We start from the raw sequence: 15068 nt of genomic DNA, 5'->3' as shown, positions 1-15068 counted from the left end.
TCGCGACTGTTGACAGCGGCGCCGGTGAGGCAGCACGGTGCTGGCCGGAGCTTTCTCCCCCGCGGCCCGGACCACCACGGCCCGCCCCCACCCGGCCGGAATCCCCCACCGGCAGAGAGCGAAGGCAACTGATGAGCGAGCTGGTCGGCCGGTACTTCGACGCCGCGATCGCGCACCTCCAGCGGGTCCGCACCGAGGAGGCGGAGAACATCGAGGCCGCCGCCGCCCTGCTGGCCGGGGCGGTCACCGAGGGGCGCAGGATCTTCGCCTTCGGTGCCGGCCACTCCTCGCTGGCCGCCCAGGACGTCGTCTACCGGGCCGGCGGACTCGTCCCGGTGAACCTGCTGGAGGTCCCCGGGATGGCCGGGGTCACGGTGATGCCGGCGCCGCTGTCCAGCGCCCTGGAGCGGGTCTCCGGACTCGCCACCGCCGCCCTGGACCACACCCCCGCCACCAGCGGTGACCTGCTGTTCCTCATCTCGCTCTCCGGCCGCCAGGTCATGCCGGTCGAGCTGGCCCAGCACGCCCGGGGCCGGGGCCTGAAGGTGATCGGGCTGACCTCGCTCGCCTACCCCGGCGAGATCGCCTCCGCCCACCCCTCCGGCACCTATCTCAAGGACCACTGCGACGTCGTCCTGGACAACAAGATCGCGGTCGGCGACGGCGAGCTGACCCACCCCGGCGCCGAGACCACCTTCGGCCCCGTCTCCACCATCGTGACCAGCGCGTTGATGCAGGCCGTGGTCGCCTCCGCGGTGGACCGCCTGGCCGACGCCGCGCTCGCGGGCACCGGCGCCACCCCGCCGCTGTTCCGCTCCGGCAACGTGCCGGGCGGCACCGAGTGGAACGCCAAGCAGATGGCCGACAACGCGGAGCGGATCTTCTACACCTTCTGACCGCCCTCCGTCCGCGTCCGGCCGTTCGCCGTAGGGCGGCGCGGCCGCCGGCACCAGGCCGGCTACGCCGAACGGCCGACCGGTCTGGACGCCCGGCCGGCGGCGGTCCGGAGCACGTCCGCGGCGCGCGCCCCGGCACCGGGCCGCGCGCCGCCACCCCGGCCCCACCGGAACCGGCCTCATCACCCGCCCGAGGCGTACCCGTCCCCCCGCCGGGGCAAGTACCGCCGGGGCGGTGGAGCGGCGAGCGGGGGGACGGGATGACGTCGGGCACGGGCGGGGCGGAGCGGGTGGTGCGGGAGCACGAGCTGCTGCCGGAACTCTTCTGGGCGGCCGACTCGGCCTCCCAGCAGGGGCAGACCAGGGCGGTGCGGCTCTCCGCCGCCGAGCTGGTGCTGCTGGTCGCGGCCGCGACGGCGGGCTCCGCCGACGGCACGGTGTGGGCCTGGCTCGCCGCCGTCGCCTACCTCGGCGCGATCGCCCTCTCCGCGGTGATCAGCCGGCAGAACCCGCAGGGCCTCTGGTACGAGGGCCGGGCCGCCGCCGAGTCGGTGAAGACGCTCGCCTGGAAGTTCGCCGTCCGGGCCGACGCCGTCCAGCCGCCCCCGCGCCCGCTGCCGGACGCCGAGGGCCTGTACGGCCTCCAGCTCGGCCGGGTGCTGCACGCCTTCCGGGGCAGCCGCGCGGTCGGCCCCGGCCTGGCCGGCCGGCCGGCCGAGAGCCAGATCACCCCGGCGATGCGCGGGCTGCGCGGCCGGCCGCTCGCCGTCCGGCGGGACGTCTACCTGCGCGAGCGGATCCAGGTGCAGCAGGACTGGTACCGGTCGAAGTCGCGCCGCTGCGCCCGCGCCGGCTTCTGGACCGGCGTGGCCGGAGTGGCACTGCCGCTGCTCGGCCTGGTGCTCGCCGTGCTGCGGGCGATGGGCGGGTTCACCTTCGACGCGCTCGGCACCGTCTCCGCGGTGGCCGCCTCGGTCACCGCCTGGGCCCAGCTGCGCCAGTACCGCCCGCTCGCCGCCGCCTACGGCCTGGCCGCCGACGAACTGGCCCAGATCCGCGCCCAGCTGGCCCGGCTGGACGTCGGCTCCCCGGACGCCGAGGAGCTCTGGGCCCGCCTCGCCCGCGACGCCGAGGACGCCGTCTCCCGCGAGCACACCACCTGGCAGGCCCGCCGCGAGGTCAACGGCTCCGCCGACCGCGACTACTGAGCGACCGGGCCGGCCGGGGTGACCGGGGTGACCGGGTCCTCGCCGGCGAGGACGGCGAGGACGTTGTCGACGGCGAGGTCGCCCATCGCCCGGCGGGTGCGGACGGTGGCGCTGCCCAGGTGCGGGGCGAGGACGGCGCGGTCCTGCGCGAGGAGGGCGGCGGGGACGGCGGGCTCGTGCGCGAAGTTGTCCACGGCGGCGGCGAACAGGGCGCCGGACTCCAGCGCGGCGGCGAGCGCCTCCTCGTCGACGACGCCGGCGGTCATCGAGACCACCACGGCGCCGGGCGGCAGCAGGGCGAGCCGGCGGGCGTCCAGCAGGTGCCGGGTGGCGTCGCTGAGCGGGCAGGTGACGACCAGGACGGGGGAGGTGGCGAGCAGCTCCTCCAGCGGCAGCCACTCGGCGCCGTCGGCCTGCTCGGGCGGGAGCGGGTGGCGGTTGTGGTACCGGACCGGCATGTCGAAGCCGCGCGCCCGGCGGGCGACCGCCTGCCCGATCCGGCCCATGCCGAGGATGCCGAGCGGGGTGCCGGTCAGTTCCAGGCCGAGCAGGAAGTTCGGCGCCCAGGCCCACGTCCCGCCGGAGCGGAGCAGCCGCTCGCCCTCGCCGAGGCGGCGGGTGGCGGCCAGCAGCAGGGCCCAGGCCATGTCGGCGGTGGCGGCGGTGAGCACGCCGGGGGTGTTGGTGACCGGGATGCCGCGCTCGGCGCAGGCGGCGAGGTCGACGTTGTGGTGGCCCACGGCGTGGTTGGCGACGATCGCGAGGCCGGGGCCGGCCGCGTCGAGCAGTTCCGCGTCCACCCGGTCGTCCAGCGTGGTGATCAGCGCCCGGCGGCCGCGGACGGCGGCGAGGAGTTCGGCGCGCGCCATCGGCAGGTCGGAGTCGTGCACGGTGGCCGGGAGGTGCGCGGTGAGCCGTTCGGCGACACCGGGCGCGAGACGGCGGGTGACCAGGACCGGGGGCAGCTCGTTCATGGGTCCTGAATCTACGCTCCGCCCCCTCACCGGGCCGGACGAGGGGGCGGGGTGCCGTCCCGGGCGCCTGCGGCGCAGGGCGTCGTCCCCGGAGCCGTCACGGCCAGGAGTCGAGCGACTCCCGGGCCCCGGTGGCGAAGCGGTGGCCGAGGGGGGTCAGGGATCCGCTGCCGGCGAGGAGGTCCACGGCCGCGTCGGTCAGCGCCCGCCAGTGCGCGAACCGCGACCGGGCGGACGGCGGGCCGTCCGCCGCGCGGGCACCCCAGAAGGCGGTGACCGCCACGTGGGCGTAGACCGCCTGGAACAGTGAGCCGATCGGGCGCGGGGAGAGGTCGAAGGCCTCGAACAGGCGGGTGTCGCTGCGGTCGTACAGCTCCCGGCGGTCGAGCACCGCGCCCAGCTTCACGTGCTGGAACTCGTGGGCGAGGAGGAGGGCCAGGGTCGAGGCGTCGCGCGGGCGGGCGATGGCGACCGCGCCGAAGGCCTGGCGGGCCGCCGAGCTGAGGTCGTGCCCGTCCGGGGCGGGGCGCAGCGGGGTGACGGTGGTCAGGCCGGCCCGCAGACCGGCGGCGTGGGCCGGCAGGTCGCGGTCGAGCAGGCGGGCGGCCACCCGCAGGTCGCGGGCCCACTCGGCGTACCCGGCGGAGGACAGCCGGTCCTCCACCGGCCAGCCGTGGACGGCTCGTCGGGGGTCGAGGTCCTCCAGCGCGACCGGCCCGATCCGGCGGACCGGCTGCCAGCGGGGATCACCCGGGCCGGTGAGCGTGCCGTCGTCGGTGCGCGCCGTCCAGCCCGTGCTCCCGCCGGTCACCCGGGCCTCGCGGACGCCCCCGCCGAGGGTGAGCCGGCCGAGGGTCGGCAGGTAGAGGGATCCGTCGCGGACCGGCACCGCCACGGTGTCCCCGCGCGCCGCCACGACGGCTGCCGCGGCGGCGAGTTCGGCCAGCGGGCCGAGGCCCGCGGCCGGGTCGCCGCTCAGGCGGCGGGCGGCCCAGGCCCGGACGTACGGGTGGGCCAGCACGGCGTCCACGGCGGCCGGCCGGGTCGCGTCGAGGTCGGCGAGCAGTTCCCAGGCGGCCGAGCGGGCCAGGCCCGAGGAACCCCGCACGGCGGCCAGCATCGCGCGGGTGAGGGCGAGTTGGGAGCGGGCCAGCGCCCGGACGGTCTCCGGGGAGCCCAGTCCGGTCGCCAGTTCCGCCAGCTGGGCGTCGCTGAGTTCCGGCCCGGTGACGTTCACCGCCGGGGCCGGGCGCCGTGCGCCCCCGGCGCGCACCGCCAGCCCGTCGATCAGCGCCCGCAGGTCCGCGCAGTACACCGAGGGGTGGTCGAACGAGCCGTCCTGGTAGCGGTGCGCGTACAGGCCCCCGCCGCAGGAGCGCACCACCGGGCAGGCCCGGCAGGTGGCGCTCAGCCCGGACAGGCCCGACTGCCGGGCGGCGATCCCGGGATGCCGCAGGACGTCGTCGAGGCTGTGCCGGAAGACGTCCATCCCGGTGGCGGGCGCGCCGTCGTAGGCCGTCCGCAGGCTGTCCGCCTGCTCGTACGTGCCGTCCGTCTCCAGCACCACCAGGTCCACCGGCTCCAGCCCGAGCGACTCGCTCAGCCCGGGCAGCCCGGACAGGGTGCGGTGCACCGAGTCGAAGGTGCGGACGGCGAACGGGCGGCCGTCCGCCTCCCAGTGCGCGTGCACGGCCAGCAGCCAGTGGGCGTACGGTGTCGCGCCCGCCCCGGCGGGGCGCTGCGGCGGGTGCTCCCAGGTGGCGTGCGGGAGCAGGAAGTCCACGGCCGGGGGCTGCAGTTCGGCGAGCGCCCGGTAGACGGCCACCGGGTCGTTCGCCACGTCGACAGTGCAGAGCAGCCCCGCGAACAGGTGCCGGAACCGGGGCTCGCGCAGCAGTCCGACAGCGCGCAGCACCTGCGGATGGCTGGACCGGCCGTCCGCGAACCGGCGGTGGCGGTCGTTGGCGGCCCGGTCACCGTCCAGCGAGAGACCGACCCGGATGCCGAGTTCGTCGAACAGCTCGCAATACGCCGCGGTGAGCCGGACGCCGTTGGTGTGCACCCGCAGGTCCGGTTCGCAGACCTCGGGCAGCGCCGCCCGCAGCGCCTCCGCCGCCCGCCGGATCACCTCCGGTCCGGCGAGCAGCGGTTCACCGCCGTGCAGGACGACGCGCACCGCCGTCAGCCCGTGGGCCGCGGCGTGCTCCCCGATCCGCTCGGCGGCTCTGCCCAGCACGGCGTCCCCGACGACGCGCGGTCGGGAACGCCAGCCGGTGTCGGCGTGCTCGTAGACGTAGCAGTGGTCGCAGGCGAGGTCGCACCGGCTGTGGACCTTCAGCACGACCTGCGTGAACGGCATGTTCAGATAGCGGAGTTGAAGGGTGAGTACGGCTGGCCATCGGCGCAGGAGAGGGCCAGCTCGAAGAACCGGGCCAGTTCACCCACGTCGCAACGCGCCAGTTCCACAAGGGTGGGCCGCCCGGCAGCGCCACCCTGCCGTATCGGGTCCCCCGCGAGGTCCTGGTCCGCAAGCCGATCCATAGTCGATTCCCCTGTGTCAAAGGGCCGGAGGAGACCTGTCACACCACTGGCAGCTCGATCTCCACGTCCAGCCAGGCCCCCACCCTGATCCCTTCGGTCAGCGGATGGCCGTCGCCCAGGTACGGCACCGCCCGTGCCCTGGTCAACGTCCGTACCCGCAGTTCCGCCGCCCTCGCGGGCTCGCCGACGACGGCGAGCGCCAGGACGACGTTCGCGGTGGCTGCCAGGGCATCGGGATGTTCCGGTCCGAAGCGCTCGGTGAGGAGCGCGGCGGCCGCTTCCGCCTGAGCCAGCGCTTCGCTGTGACTTCCGGCGTGCGCCAAGTCGTTGGCCCGGTTGAGACGTGCGATCCCGACGTACGGGTGCTCCTCTCCCAGCGCGGCGAGCAGATCGTCCAGGACCTTGCCCGAGACCGCGTGCGCCCCCTCGGCCTGGCCGGCCCGGCGGAGTGCCACGCCGAGATTGCCCGCCCCCAAGCGCTCCATGGGGTGGCCGGCGCCCAAGTGGTCACGGTGGTAGAGGTACGACTCCTCGGCAAGGGTTACGGCCTGTTCAGTGTCCCCGAGCGTGCCGAGCACGGCCGCCAGGCTACCCGCCGCAGCCGCCGTTCCGGGATGATCGGCGCCGAACCGTTCGAACAGCCGCTGGTGGACGTCCTCGGCGTCGACCAGCGCTTGCGGGAGCCGGCCCAGCCGGCGCAGGACTGCGCTCCGGTAGCGCCGGGCACGCAGGGTCTCATGGTGGTCCTCGCCAAGCACCTGCTGGCTCCGGCGAACGGCCTTGTCCATACGGGTGAGCGCCTCGACGGGTCGCCCCATCTCACACAGCACGTGCCCGTATACGACACCCCCGAGGATCGTGTAGGGGCTGCGCTTCCCGAAGACCTCAAGCTTTCGAGGATAGAGATCCTCGTGAATGGCCAGCGCACCGGCGAAATCTCCCGCGAGCATGATGGAGACGGCCAGATTGTTCTCCGCCATAAGTGTGCGCGGGTGGTCCTGGCCGAGAACCCGGCGCGCGGCGGCCAAGGTCTCCTCGTCCAGCTCCCGGGCCTCGCGGTAGCGGCCCAGGTGCCGGAGGTCGCCCCCCAGACTGGTGGCCGCGGGGAAGCTGTCCCGGTGCTCGCGCCCCAGCAGCGCGGTCAGCCGCTCGAACGCGTCCCGATCCGTCGCGTACGCCTCGCGGACCAGGCCCTGGGTCCGCTGGATGTTCCCGAGCTGCACGCGCAGCAACTGCACCTTGACGTCCGGCCCCACCCCCAGCGGGCCGAGCTCCCGCCAGCGGGCGAGGACGCGCTCGGCGAGCTCCCGGCCCGCGTCGTGGAGGCTGCGCTGCCACAGGTAGCGGACCGAGTTGACGATCCACTGCCGGACCGCCGGGTCGGTGGACCCGTCGGCGCCGGACGGGCGCAGGTGGGGCAGCAGTTCGGCGTACCGGGGCCAGTGCTGCGGGGCGTCGGGGTCGCCGGGGTCGGCGAGGGCCAGGGCCCGGTGGGCCACGCCGCGGACCCGGTCCCGGTCGGCGTCGCCGACCTGTTCGCGCAGCAGCGCCTGGACGATCCGGTGCACCACCAGGGTCCCGGCGGCCTGGTCGTAGCGGGCGAGGTTGAACTGGTTGACGGTGCGCAGGATGTCGCCGATGGCGAGCCGGTGGTCGGAGGTGCCCGGGGGCAGTCCGATCGCCTCGATCACCGGCGGGCTGTAGAGCAGCCCGATCGGGATGGCGTCCGGGCCGAGGAAGCCGCAGATCTCCAGCAGCCGGGCGGCCGGGGCGTTGATCCGGCGCAGGTCGGAGCCGGCGATCCGCCAGGTGGCCGCGGTGGCGGTGGCGTTGGGGCCCTCCTCGGCGGCCCGCCCGGCGTCGGCGCCGAAGCCGTTCCCGGCGGAGCCGGAGCGGACGGAGCGGTCGAGGATGTCGGTGAGCGTCTCGTCGAGCAGGTCGGCGTAGGTGGCGGCCGGCATCGGCGTCTCCTGGAGCCAGGCGGCGGCCTGGCCGACGGCGAGCGGCAGGTCGCCGAGGAGTTCGGCGATCCGTTCCGCGTCGGCCCGTTCGACGCCGGTGTTGAAGTGTCGGACGAGTTCGACGCTCTCCGCACGGTCGAACACCTCGACCTCGGTGCGCCCGGGCCGCCGGGCCCAGCGCCGGTCGCGCGAGGTGACCAGGACGTGGCCGTCCGGCCCGGCGGCGGGCAGCCAGGGGTCCAGCAGCTCCGGGTCCTCGGCGTTGTCGAAGATCAGCAGCCAGCGGCGGTGGGGCCGCCCGCTGCCGAGCGCCTCCAGTACCGCGCGCGCGGTGCGGGTGACGTCGCCGTCGGTCTCCAGGCCGAGGGCGGGGGCGAGTTCGGCGAGCGACTGGGGGATCACCGCGGTCTGCTGGGAGGGCACCCACCAGACCACGTCGTAGCCGGCCGCGAAACGGTGCGCGTACTCGATCGCGGCCTGCGACTTGCCGACCCCGCCGATGCCGTAGAGCACCTGGACGGGCGCGGCGTCGGCACCGGCGGTGAAGCCGTCGCGGACGGCCTCCAGCAGCCGCGTCCGGCCGGTGAAGGTGGGCAGCCGCGGCGGCACCTCCAGGACGGCGGGGCGGCCGGCCGGGAAGCGCGGCGGGCGGGCGGCGGCGGGCTCGCCGGAGTCCATCCAGCGTCCGACGCCGGGCGGCGGGCCGATCAGCTCGAACAGCTGGGCCTCGGCCTGCTGGGCGGAACCGGTCGCGAGGTCCAGCGCGCGCTGCCCGGCGAACTGGGGCTGCTCCGGCGTGCCGATCCGCACCGCGAGCAGGCCGCCGGAGTCGCCCGCCGGGTCCTCGGTGGTGAGCCGGCGCCAGATCTCCCGGGCGCGCGGCAGGGCGGCGTAGTCGGGGCTGAGCAGGGCGAGCAGGCGGCCGTCGCCGTCCAGCGGCGCGGCGGCCTCGGAGAGCGGGGCGGCCTGCGCCGGGCCCGGATCGAGCGGGACGGCGGCGCTGTGCAGGGTGGCGAGGTAGCCGAAGCCGTCCAGGGTTCCGGCGATCCACTCGGCCCAGACCCGGTCCTTGGGGGCGTAGCTGACGTACACCTGGCGGGAGCGGGTGCGGCCCTGGCGCAGGTAGGCCGCGTACAGCCGGCGGCGGGCCTGGTCGGGGACGGGCCGCAGCTCGCGCACCCGGCCGTCGGTGAGCCAGTCGGCGAGCCGTTCGAAGGCGGCGAGCAGGGTGCGGTCCTGTTGCGGCCGGTCGACGACGGTGGCCGGCACCTCCTCGTAGGCGTAGAACGGCTTGTACGGCACCTCGACGTCGCGCCAGTACTCCGCGCGGCGCTCGGGGCCCAGCCAGTCCAGGTAGGGGGCGAAGGCGTCGTGGGCGAGGTCGCGGCCGGCCGCCAGCCCGGCGCGTTCGGCGTCCTCGACGCGCATCGGGACCGGCAGCACCCGGATGTCGCGCTCGTCGGCGTCGACGATGGCGCGGGCCGCGTCGACGCCGCCGCGGATGCTCTGCGCGCCGAGGGTGAAGCAGTCCACGACGGTGTCGGGCATCAGCACGGTGCAGATCCCGGAGGTGTCGCTGACGCCGGTGCGGCTGTCGATCAGCACGTAGTCGTAGCTGCCGGTCCACTGCTCGCGCAGCGCGTACAGGAACTCCGCGCCGCGGATGTCGGTGCGGGTGTAGAAGCTGCGCCAGTTGAAGCTGGTGACGGCGGCCGAGTAGGAGGCGTTCTGCCGGCCGGCCGGCATCAGGTCGAGCCGGCCGCCGTCCGGGAGGTCGAGCGCCAGGCCGCACAGGTACTGCTCCAGCCGGCCGGGGGCGGCCAGCCACTCCCGGGGGTCCGGGCCGGGGCCGGGGCGGCCGGAGCCCGGCAGCGCCTCGTCGACGTAGGCCCGGAGCATGTCGATCAGGCCGTCGGTGGCGTGGAGTTCGGGGTCGACCAGCAGCGGGTGGTAGTAGCGGTGCAGGCCCGGGGCCTCCAGGTCCCAGTCCACCACCAGGACGCGCAGGCCCTGGCTGGCCAGGATCCAGCCCAGGTTGGCGAGCGCCATGGTGCGGCCGGTGCCGCCCTTGAACGAGTAGAAGGTGACGACGGTGCCGGTGTCGGGGGGCGCCAGGGCGGCGGACCCGTGGTCCGCGAGGGCGGCGTGCTCGGGGCTCATCGGTCCGCTTCTCCTTCACTGGGCGCCCGGGTGGCCGGGGGCACGGTCTCCTCGCGCAGGGCCGCCCGTGCCCCCGGGGCGGCTCCGTTCCCCGGGGTGTTCCCCGGGCGTGGCAGGGGTGGACCCGCCTGGGTCGGCGGTTCCGGCGGGTCCGGCGGGACGGACGGCGACCAGGACGGGATGGTGAGCCCGGGCATCGGCCGCGGGTCGGGGCCGAGGCCGAACTGGGCGCGGATCGTCTCCGGATCGTCGTCGATCTGGTCCAGCAGCCGGTTCTGGGCCACGGTCACCGTCGACAGGAGCTCGCGCTCGAAGCGTTCCCGCTGGACGTGGATGCGAAAGAGCGGCTCGGGCCCGGACCGGTGCAACCAGGTGCGCGCGAACACCTCGCGCACCCCCTCCCAGAGCCGGGCGCGCGCCGGACCGGGCGGCGGGTCCTCGGTGCTGTCGGGCAGCAGGACGGCGGTGACCGGGTGGTTCTGCCGGTCGAAGTCGCGCAGCGCCTGCCGGTAGGGCTCGCGGCCGGCCGCCCACGGGTCCACCAGCAGGACGCTGACCTCGTTGTTCTCCCGGGCCCGGTCGAGCGCGTCGGCGAGGTCCGGGCCGACCGTCTCCAGGCTGGTGCTGTGCCCGGCCCGGGTGATCACCTGCTGGGCCTGGACCGCCAGCGAGGGCATCCGCGGCGGGTGGTAGGGGGCCCAGTCCCGGGGGTGCGCCCCGTACCAGCCGCCGTGGTACCACTCGTCGCGCTCGGCGCCGCCGTCCCCGCCCACGGCCGCCGGGCCCCCGGCGCGCTGCGGCGGGACGCGGTCCCCGGCTCCCTGGACGGCCCGGTCCCCGGCCCAGCGGGCGGCGACGAACAGCCGCACCAGGCTGCTGCGGCCGGTGGACACCAGGATCTCCGGCACCGGGAAGCAGCCGTCCACCCGCCCCAGGTCGAGGTCCCGCTGCTCGGAGACCCGCCAGGCGGCGGCCTCCCGCACCCGCTCCGCGATCACCCGCACCACCTGGCGGTACGCCGTGCCGTGCGGGTCGGTCCGCAGCAGGTGGCGCAGCCCTCCGGTGGCGTACTCCGGGCCGAAGTCGTCCTGCACGTACTGGATCCGCAGCACCTCGGCGGGCAGGTCCCGGGGCGGCGGCTCCCACAGGACGGGGATCAGGGCCGGGACGCTCTCGCCGGTCTGCTCCTCGTGGCGCCGCGTCCGGCGGTCGAAGGCGGTCCACTCCTTGCCGCAGTAGTCGCTGGCGAAGTAGGCGGGCGAGTAGAGCGCGACCATGGTGCGGCTGGCGCCGACCATCCGGGAGAGCTGCCGCTCCCAGTCGTCGCCGACCCGCAGCCGCTCGGTGTCGCGGTAGGCCAGCTCGCCCGGTCCGGCCTCGGGCTCGATCCGCGCCAGTTCGTCCCGCAGGTCGGTGAAGAACTGGTCGACGAAGGCGCCTCCGGCCAGCTGGTCCCGCCGTGCGTAGCTGAAGAAGAAGTACGGCCGCACCGACAACCCCCCACCGACCCGGTGAACGCCCCCACCTTACTGGCGGGCTTGACGGAGGGTCAGCCGATGGGCGGAGGAAGTTGTCGCGGTGTCGTCACAAGTCCGGCCCGGCGCCTCGACGCCCCTGGTCGGGGGCGTGCGGGCGGGGAGCGCGGACGGCCCCCGGGGCGCCCCGGCGGGCGGCGGCGCACCCGTTCCGGGGGCAGTTCCCCGGTGCCCCGGCGGGCAGCGCCGCACCCGCCTCAGGGGCAGAGCCGCTCCACCCGCCAGCCCGTCGGGGCGTCCGGGGCGGCGACGTAGCGCAGCCGGTCGTGCAGCCGGTTCTCCCGCCCCTGCCAGAACTCCACGCTGGCCGGCACCACCCGGTACCCGCCCCAGAACGGCGGCACCGGCACCCCCTCGCCCTCCGGGTAGCGCCGCTCCAGCTCCGCGTAGCGCTGCTCCAGCACCTCGCGCGAGGCGACTGGGCTGGACTGCTCGCTGGCCCAGGCGCCGAGCTGGGAGCCGTGCGGGCGGGTGCGGAAGTAGGCGGCGGTCTCGTCCCGGCCGACCTTCTCCACCCGGCCCTGGACGATCACCTGGCGGGCCAGCGCGATCCACGGGAAGAGCAGCGCCGCGTGCGGGTTGGCGGCCAGCTCGGTGCCCTTGCGGGAGCCGTAGTTGGTGAAGAAGACGAAGCCGCGGGCGTCGAACGCCTTGAGCAGCACGGTGCGCGTGCTGGGCAGCCCCCCGGCGTCGGCGGTGGAGAGCACCATCGCGTTGGGCTCGACCACCCCCGCGTCGTCGGCTTCGTGGAACCACCGCGTGAACTGGCCGATCGGATCGGCGGCGAGCTGCTCCTCGGCCAGGCCCTCGTGCGCGTAGTGCTTGCGCATCACGGTGAGGTCCGGTCCTGGGCGGGCCTCGTCGGCCAGGATCCGGGTGGCGGGGGTCAGGGGCGTCGACTGGGCGCGGTCCGGGGTCTGCACATCAACATCATCCCGTACGACAAGCAACCGGCACCGCTACCTCCGGACAAACCCCGGTGGGAGATAAGGTGACTCGCCACCGATCGGCTGCCCGTCGTACGGTGATTTGTCCGCAACCGTGCCCTTGGTTCCGGAGATCCGCCGGGCCCGGTCGGCCGCCGCGAGAAAAGTCAAGTGCGCGCCGGGGAAACATCACCATCGTGGTGTATGGCGCAATGCACCCCGTGCCTGTCACCCTGGCACCGAGTGCCAACCACCATTCGGTCAGAGGCGTGCCTCCCCACCACGGCGGCCGCCGATCGCAGAACTGAAGGAGCCGTGCATGTCCGACTTCGTACCCGGGCTCGAAGGTGTCGTCGCGTTCGAGAGCGAGATCGCCGAACCCGACCGTGAAGGCGGCGCTCTGCGGTACCGGGGCGTCGACATCGACGACCTGGTCGGCAATGTCTCCTTCGGTCACGTCTGGGGCCTGCTGGTGGACGGCCGCTTCAACCCCGGCCTGCCGGCCGCCGAGCCCTTCCCGATCCCGGTCCACTCCGGCGACATCCGGGTCGACGTGCAGTCCGCGCTCGCGATGCTCGCCCCGGTCTGGGGCCTGAAGCCGCTGCTGGACATCGACGCCGAGCAGGCCCGCGACGACCTCGCGCGCGCCGCCGTCATGGCACTCTCCTACGTCGCCCAGTCCGCCCGCGGCCAGGGCCTGCCGATGGTCCCGCAGAGCGAGATCGACAAGGCCGAGACCGTGGTCGAGCGCTTCATGATCCGCTGGCGCGGCGAGCCGGACCCCAAGCACGTCAAGGCCATCGACGCCTACTGGACCTCCGCCGCCGAGCACGGCATGAACGCCTCGACCTTCACCGCCCGGGTCATCGCCTCCACCGGCGCCGACGTCGCGGCCGCCCTCTCCGGCGCGGTCGGCGCGATGTCCGGCCCGCTGCACGGCGGCGCGCCGTCCCGCGTGCTCGGCATGATCGAGGAGATCGAGCGCACCGGCGACGCCACCACCTGGGTCAAGAACGCGCTCGACAAGGGCGAGCGCCTGATGGGCTTCGGCCACCGCGTCTACCGCGCCGAGGACCCGCGCGCCCGCGTGCTGCGCCGCACCGCCAAGGAGCTCGGCGCGCCGCGCTTCGAGGTCGCCGAGGCGCTGGAGAAGGCCGCGCTGGAGGAGCTGCACAACCGCCGCCCCGACCGGGTGCTGGCCACCAACGTCGAGTTCTGGGCCGCCATCATGCTGGACTTCGCCGAGGTCCCGGCGCACATGTTCACCTCGATGTTCACCTGCGCCCGGACGGCCGGCTGGTCGGCGCACATCCTGGAGCAGAAGCGCACGGGCCGGCTCGTGCGCCCCGCCGCGCGCTACATCGGCCCCGGCCCGCGCAGCCCGCAGGAGATCGAGGGCTACGACGCCATCAAGCACTGACCCCCGGGCGGGCCGGGCACCGCGGCCCGCCCCGCGCCGGGGCACGCGGCCGCTCGTCGTCGCGCGTCGCCGCAGGTCGCCGAGCAGCGGGTCCGGAATATGAACCGGACCCGCTGTTTCCGCAGCTCGCAGGCCGGTCGACGGCATCTCAGCGGGCGGACCACCGTCGATTCCCGACCGCCCCGGCGGGTAGGCTGCGCCCGTGGCTCAGATCCAGATCCCCGCTGACATCAAGCCCGCAGACGGCCGTTTCGGCTGCGGCCCGTCCAAGGTGCGCCCCGAGGCCCTGAGTGCCCTCGCCGCCACCGAGACCTCCCTGCTCGGCACCTCGCACCGCCAGGCCCCGGTGAAGAACCTGGTCAAGCGCGTGCGCGAGGGCGTGAGCAGCCTGTTCTCCCTCCCCGAGGGGTACCAGGTGGTCCTCGGCAACGGCGGCTCCACCGCCTTCTGGGACATCGCGGCCTTCGGCCTGGTACGGGAGAAGTCCCAGCACCTCGACTTCGGCGAGTTCTCCTCCAAGTTCGCCTCCTCCGTGAAGGCCGCGCCGTGGCTGGCCGAGCCGAGCGTGATCAAGACCGCGCCCGGCACCCACCCGCTGCCGGTCGCCGAGGCCGGCGTCGACGTCTACGCCCTCACCCACAACGAGACCTCCACCGGCGTCGCGATGCCGATCGCCCGCCCGGCCGGCGGCGACGAGGGCTCGCTGGTCCTGGTGGACGCCACCTCGGGCGCCGGCGGCCTGCCGGTGGACATCACCGAGACCGACGTCTACTACTTCGCCCCCCAGAAGTCCTTCGCCTCCGAGGGCGGTCTCTGGCTGGCGTCCTTCTCCCCGGCCGCCCTGGAGCGCGCCGCCGGGATCGCCGGCTCCGGCCGCTACATCCCGCCGTTCTTCGACCTGCCGACGGCCATCGACAACTCGTCGAAGGACCAGACGTACAACACCCCGTCGATCGCCACCCTGTTCCTGCTGGCCGACCAGCTGGAGTGGCTGAACGGCAACGGCGGGCTCGACTGGGCCGTCGCCCGTACGGCTGATTCCTCGTCCCGGCTCTACGGCTGGGCCGAGAAGTCCTCGTTCGCCAACCCGTTCGTGGCGAACCCGGCCGAGCGCTCGCAGGTCGTCGGGACGATCGACTTCGACGACGCGGTGGACGCCGCCGCCGTCGCCAAGGCGCTGCGCGCCAACGGCATCGTCGACACCGAGCCGTACCGCAAGCTGGGCCGCAACCAGCTGCGCGTCGCGATGTTCCCGGCGATCGACCCGGCCGACGTCGACGCCCTCACCGCCTGCGTCGACTACGTGGTCGAGCGGCTCTGACCGCTCCGCGCGGACACATGGGGAAGGGGCGCCCCCGCCCGGGGGGGGGGCGAGCCCGGGGTGAGGGGGCCCCCGGGGGCGCGCCAGGCGGCCCACCCCGCACGTCAGCAACACAACCCGTGGGTT

The 15068-nt window shown here is 75.0% G+C and carries 9 protein-coding genes; 4 read left to right on the top strand and 5 right to left on the bottom strand.

Annotated features, from left to right (window positions below; genetic code table 11):
- The first annotated feature begins 131 nt into the window (after positions 1-131).
- Both ACFXAM_RS01505 and ACFXAM_RS01500 read left to right on the top strand, forming a co-directional pair.
- Positions 132-896 carry an SIS domain-containing protein gene (locus ACFXAM_RS01505; protein ID WP_380286933.1) on the top strand — a complete coding sequence of 255 codons (765 nt, stop codon included), beginning with the start codon at positions 132-134 and terminating at the stop codon, positions 894-896.
- A 260-nt stretch (positions 897-1156) separates the two neighbouring features.
- Positions 1157-2104 carry a DUF4231 domain-containing protein gene (locus ACFXAM_RS01500; RefSeq protein ID WP_380286932.1) on the top strand — a complete coding sequence of 316 codons (948 nt, stop codon included), beginning with the start codon at positions 1157-1159 and terminating at the stop codon, positions 2102-2104.
- Here ACFXAM_RS01500 and ACFXAM_RS01495 read toward each other — a convergent pair.
- From ACFXAM_RS01495 to pdxH, 5 genes are all read right to left on the bottom strand, one after another.
- Complete coding sequence (locus tag ACFXAM_RS01495; protein WP_380286931.1) at positions 2098-3078, bottom strand: 2-hydroxyacid dehydrogenase; 981 nt, start codon at positions 3076-3078, stop codon at positions 2098-2100. The genes ACFXAM_RS01500 and ACFXAM_RS01495 overlap by 7 nt on opposite strands.
- 97 nt (positions 3079-3175) lie before the next feature.
- Entirely contained in the window at positions 3176-5437 is a 2262-nt protein-coding gene (locus tag ACFXAM_RS01490; RefSeq protein WP_380286930.1) for an FxsB family cyclophane-forming radical SAM/SPASM peptide maturase, read from the bottom strand.
- Between the two features lie 220 nt (positions 5438-5657).
- Positions 5658-9740 carry an FxSxx-COOH system tetratricopeptide repeat protein gene (gene fxsT, locus ACFXAM_RS01485; protein WP_380286929.1) on the bottom strand — a complete coding sequence of 1361 codons (4083 nt, stop codon included), beginning with the start codon at positions 9738-9740 and terminating at the stop codon, positions 5658-5660.
- Entirely contained in the window at positions 9737-11230 is a 1494-nt protein-coding gene (locus tag ACFXAM_RS01480; RefSeq protein WP_380286928.1) for a TIR-like protein FxsC, read from the bottom strand. The genes fxsT and ACFXAM_RS01480 overlap by 4 nt, the downstream gene beginning before the upstream one ends.
- 242 nt (positions 11231-11472) lie before the next feature.
- A complete protein-coding gene (pdxH, locus tag ACFXAM_RS01475) occupies positions 11473-12105 on the bottom strand; it encodes a pyridoxamine 5'-phosphate oxidase (protein WP_380286994.1) in 633 nt (210 codons plus the stop codon).
- A gap of 415 nt (positions 12106-12520) precedes the next feature.
- On the opposite strand from pdxH, the gene ACFXAM_RS01470 reads away from it, so the two are divergent.
- On the top strand, positions 12521-13621 hold the full coding sequence (locus ACFXAM_RS01470) for a citrate synthase 2 (RefSeq protein WP_380286927.1): 1101 nt from the start codon (positions 12521-12523) through the stop codon (positions 13619-13621).
- Between the two features lie 202 nt (positions 13622-13823).
- The gene (gene serC, locus ACFXAM_RS01465; RefSeq protein ID WP_380286926.1) at positions 13824-14942 is read left to right on the top strand and encodes a phosphoserine transaminase; all 1119 of its coding nucleotides are present in this window, start codon (positions 13824-13826) and stop codon (positions 14940-14942) included.
- Positions 14943-15068: the final 126 nt, after the last annotated feature.

The sequence above is a fragment of the Kitasatospora sp. NPDC059462 genome (genome assembly GCF_042749955.1).
Classification (GTDB): domain Bacteria; phylum Actinomycetota; class Actinomycetes; order Streptomycetales; family Streptomycetaceae; genus Kitasatospora.
Note: the sequence above shows the minus strand (reverse complement) of the source record. Positions and strands in the feature narration are given on the sequence as shown.

Excerpts from the sequence above, each read along its gene's own strand:
- ACFXAM_RS01495 (WP_380286931.1), bottom strand. The coding sequence starts at position 3,078 with ATGAACGAGCTGCCCCCGGTCCTGGTCACCCGCCGTCTCGCGCCCGGT.
- pdxH (WP_380286994.1), bottom strand. The coding sequence starts at position 12,105 with ATGCGCAAGCACTACGCGCACGAGGGCCTGGCCGAGGAGCAGCTCGCC.
- ACFXAM_RS01505 (WP_380286933.1), top strand. The coding sequence starts at position 132 with ATGAGCGAGCTGGTCGGCCGGTACTTCGACGCCGCGATCGCGCACCTC.
- ACFXAM_RS01500 (WP_380286932.1), top strand. The coding sequence starts at position 1,157 with ATGACGTCGGGCACGGGCGGGGCGGAGCGGGTGGTGCGGGAGCACGAG.
- ACFXAM_RS01470 (WP_380286927.1), top strand. The coding sequence starts at position 12,521 with ATGTCCGACTTCGTACCCGGGCTCGAAGGTGTCGTCGCGTTCGAGAGC.
- ACFXAM_RS01490 (WP_380286930.1), bottom strand. The coding sequence starts at position 5,437 with ATGCCGTTCACGCAGGTCGTGCTGAAGGTCCACAGCCGGTGCGACCTC.
- fxsT (WP_380286929.1), bottom strand. The coding sequence starts at position 9,740 with ATGAGCCCCGAGCACGCCGCCCTCGCGGACCACGGGTCCGCCGCCCTG.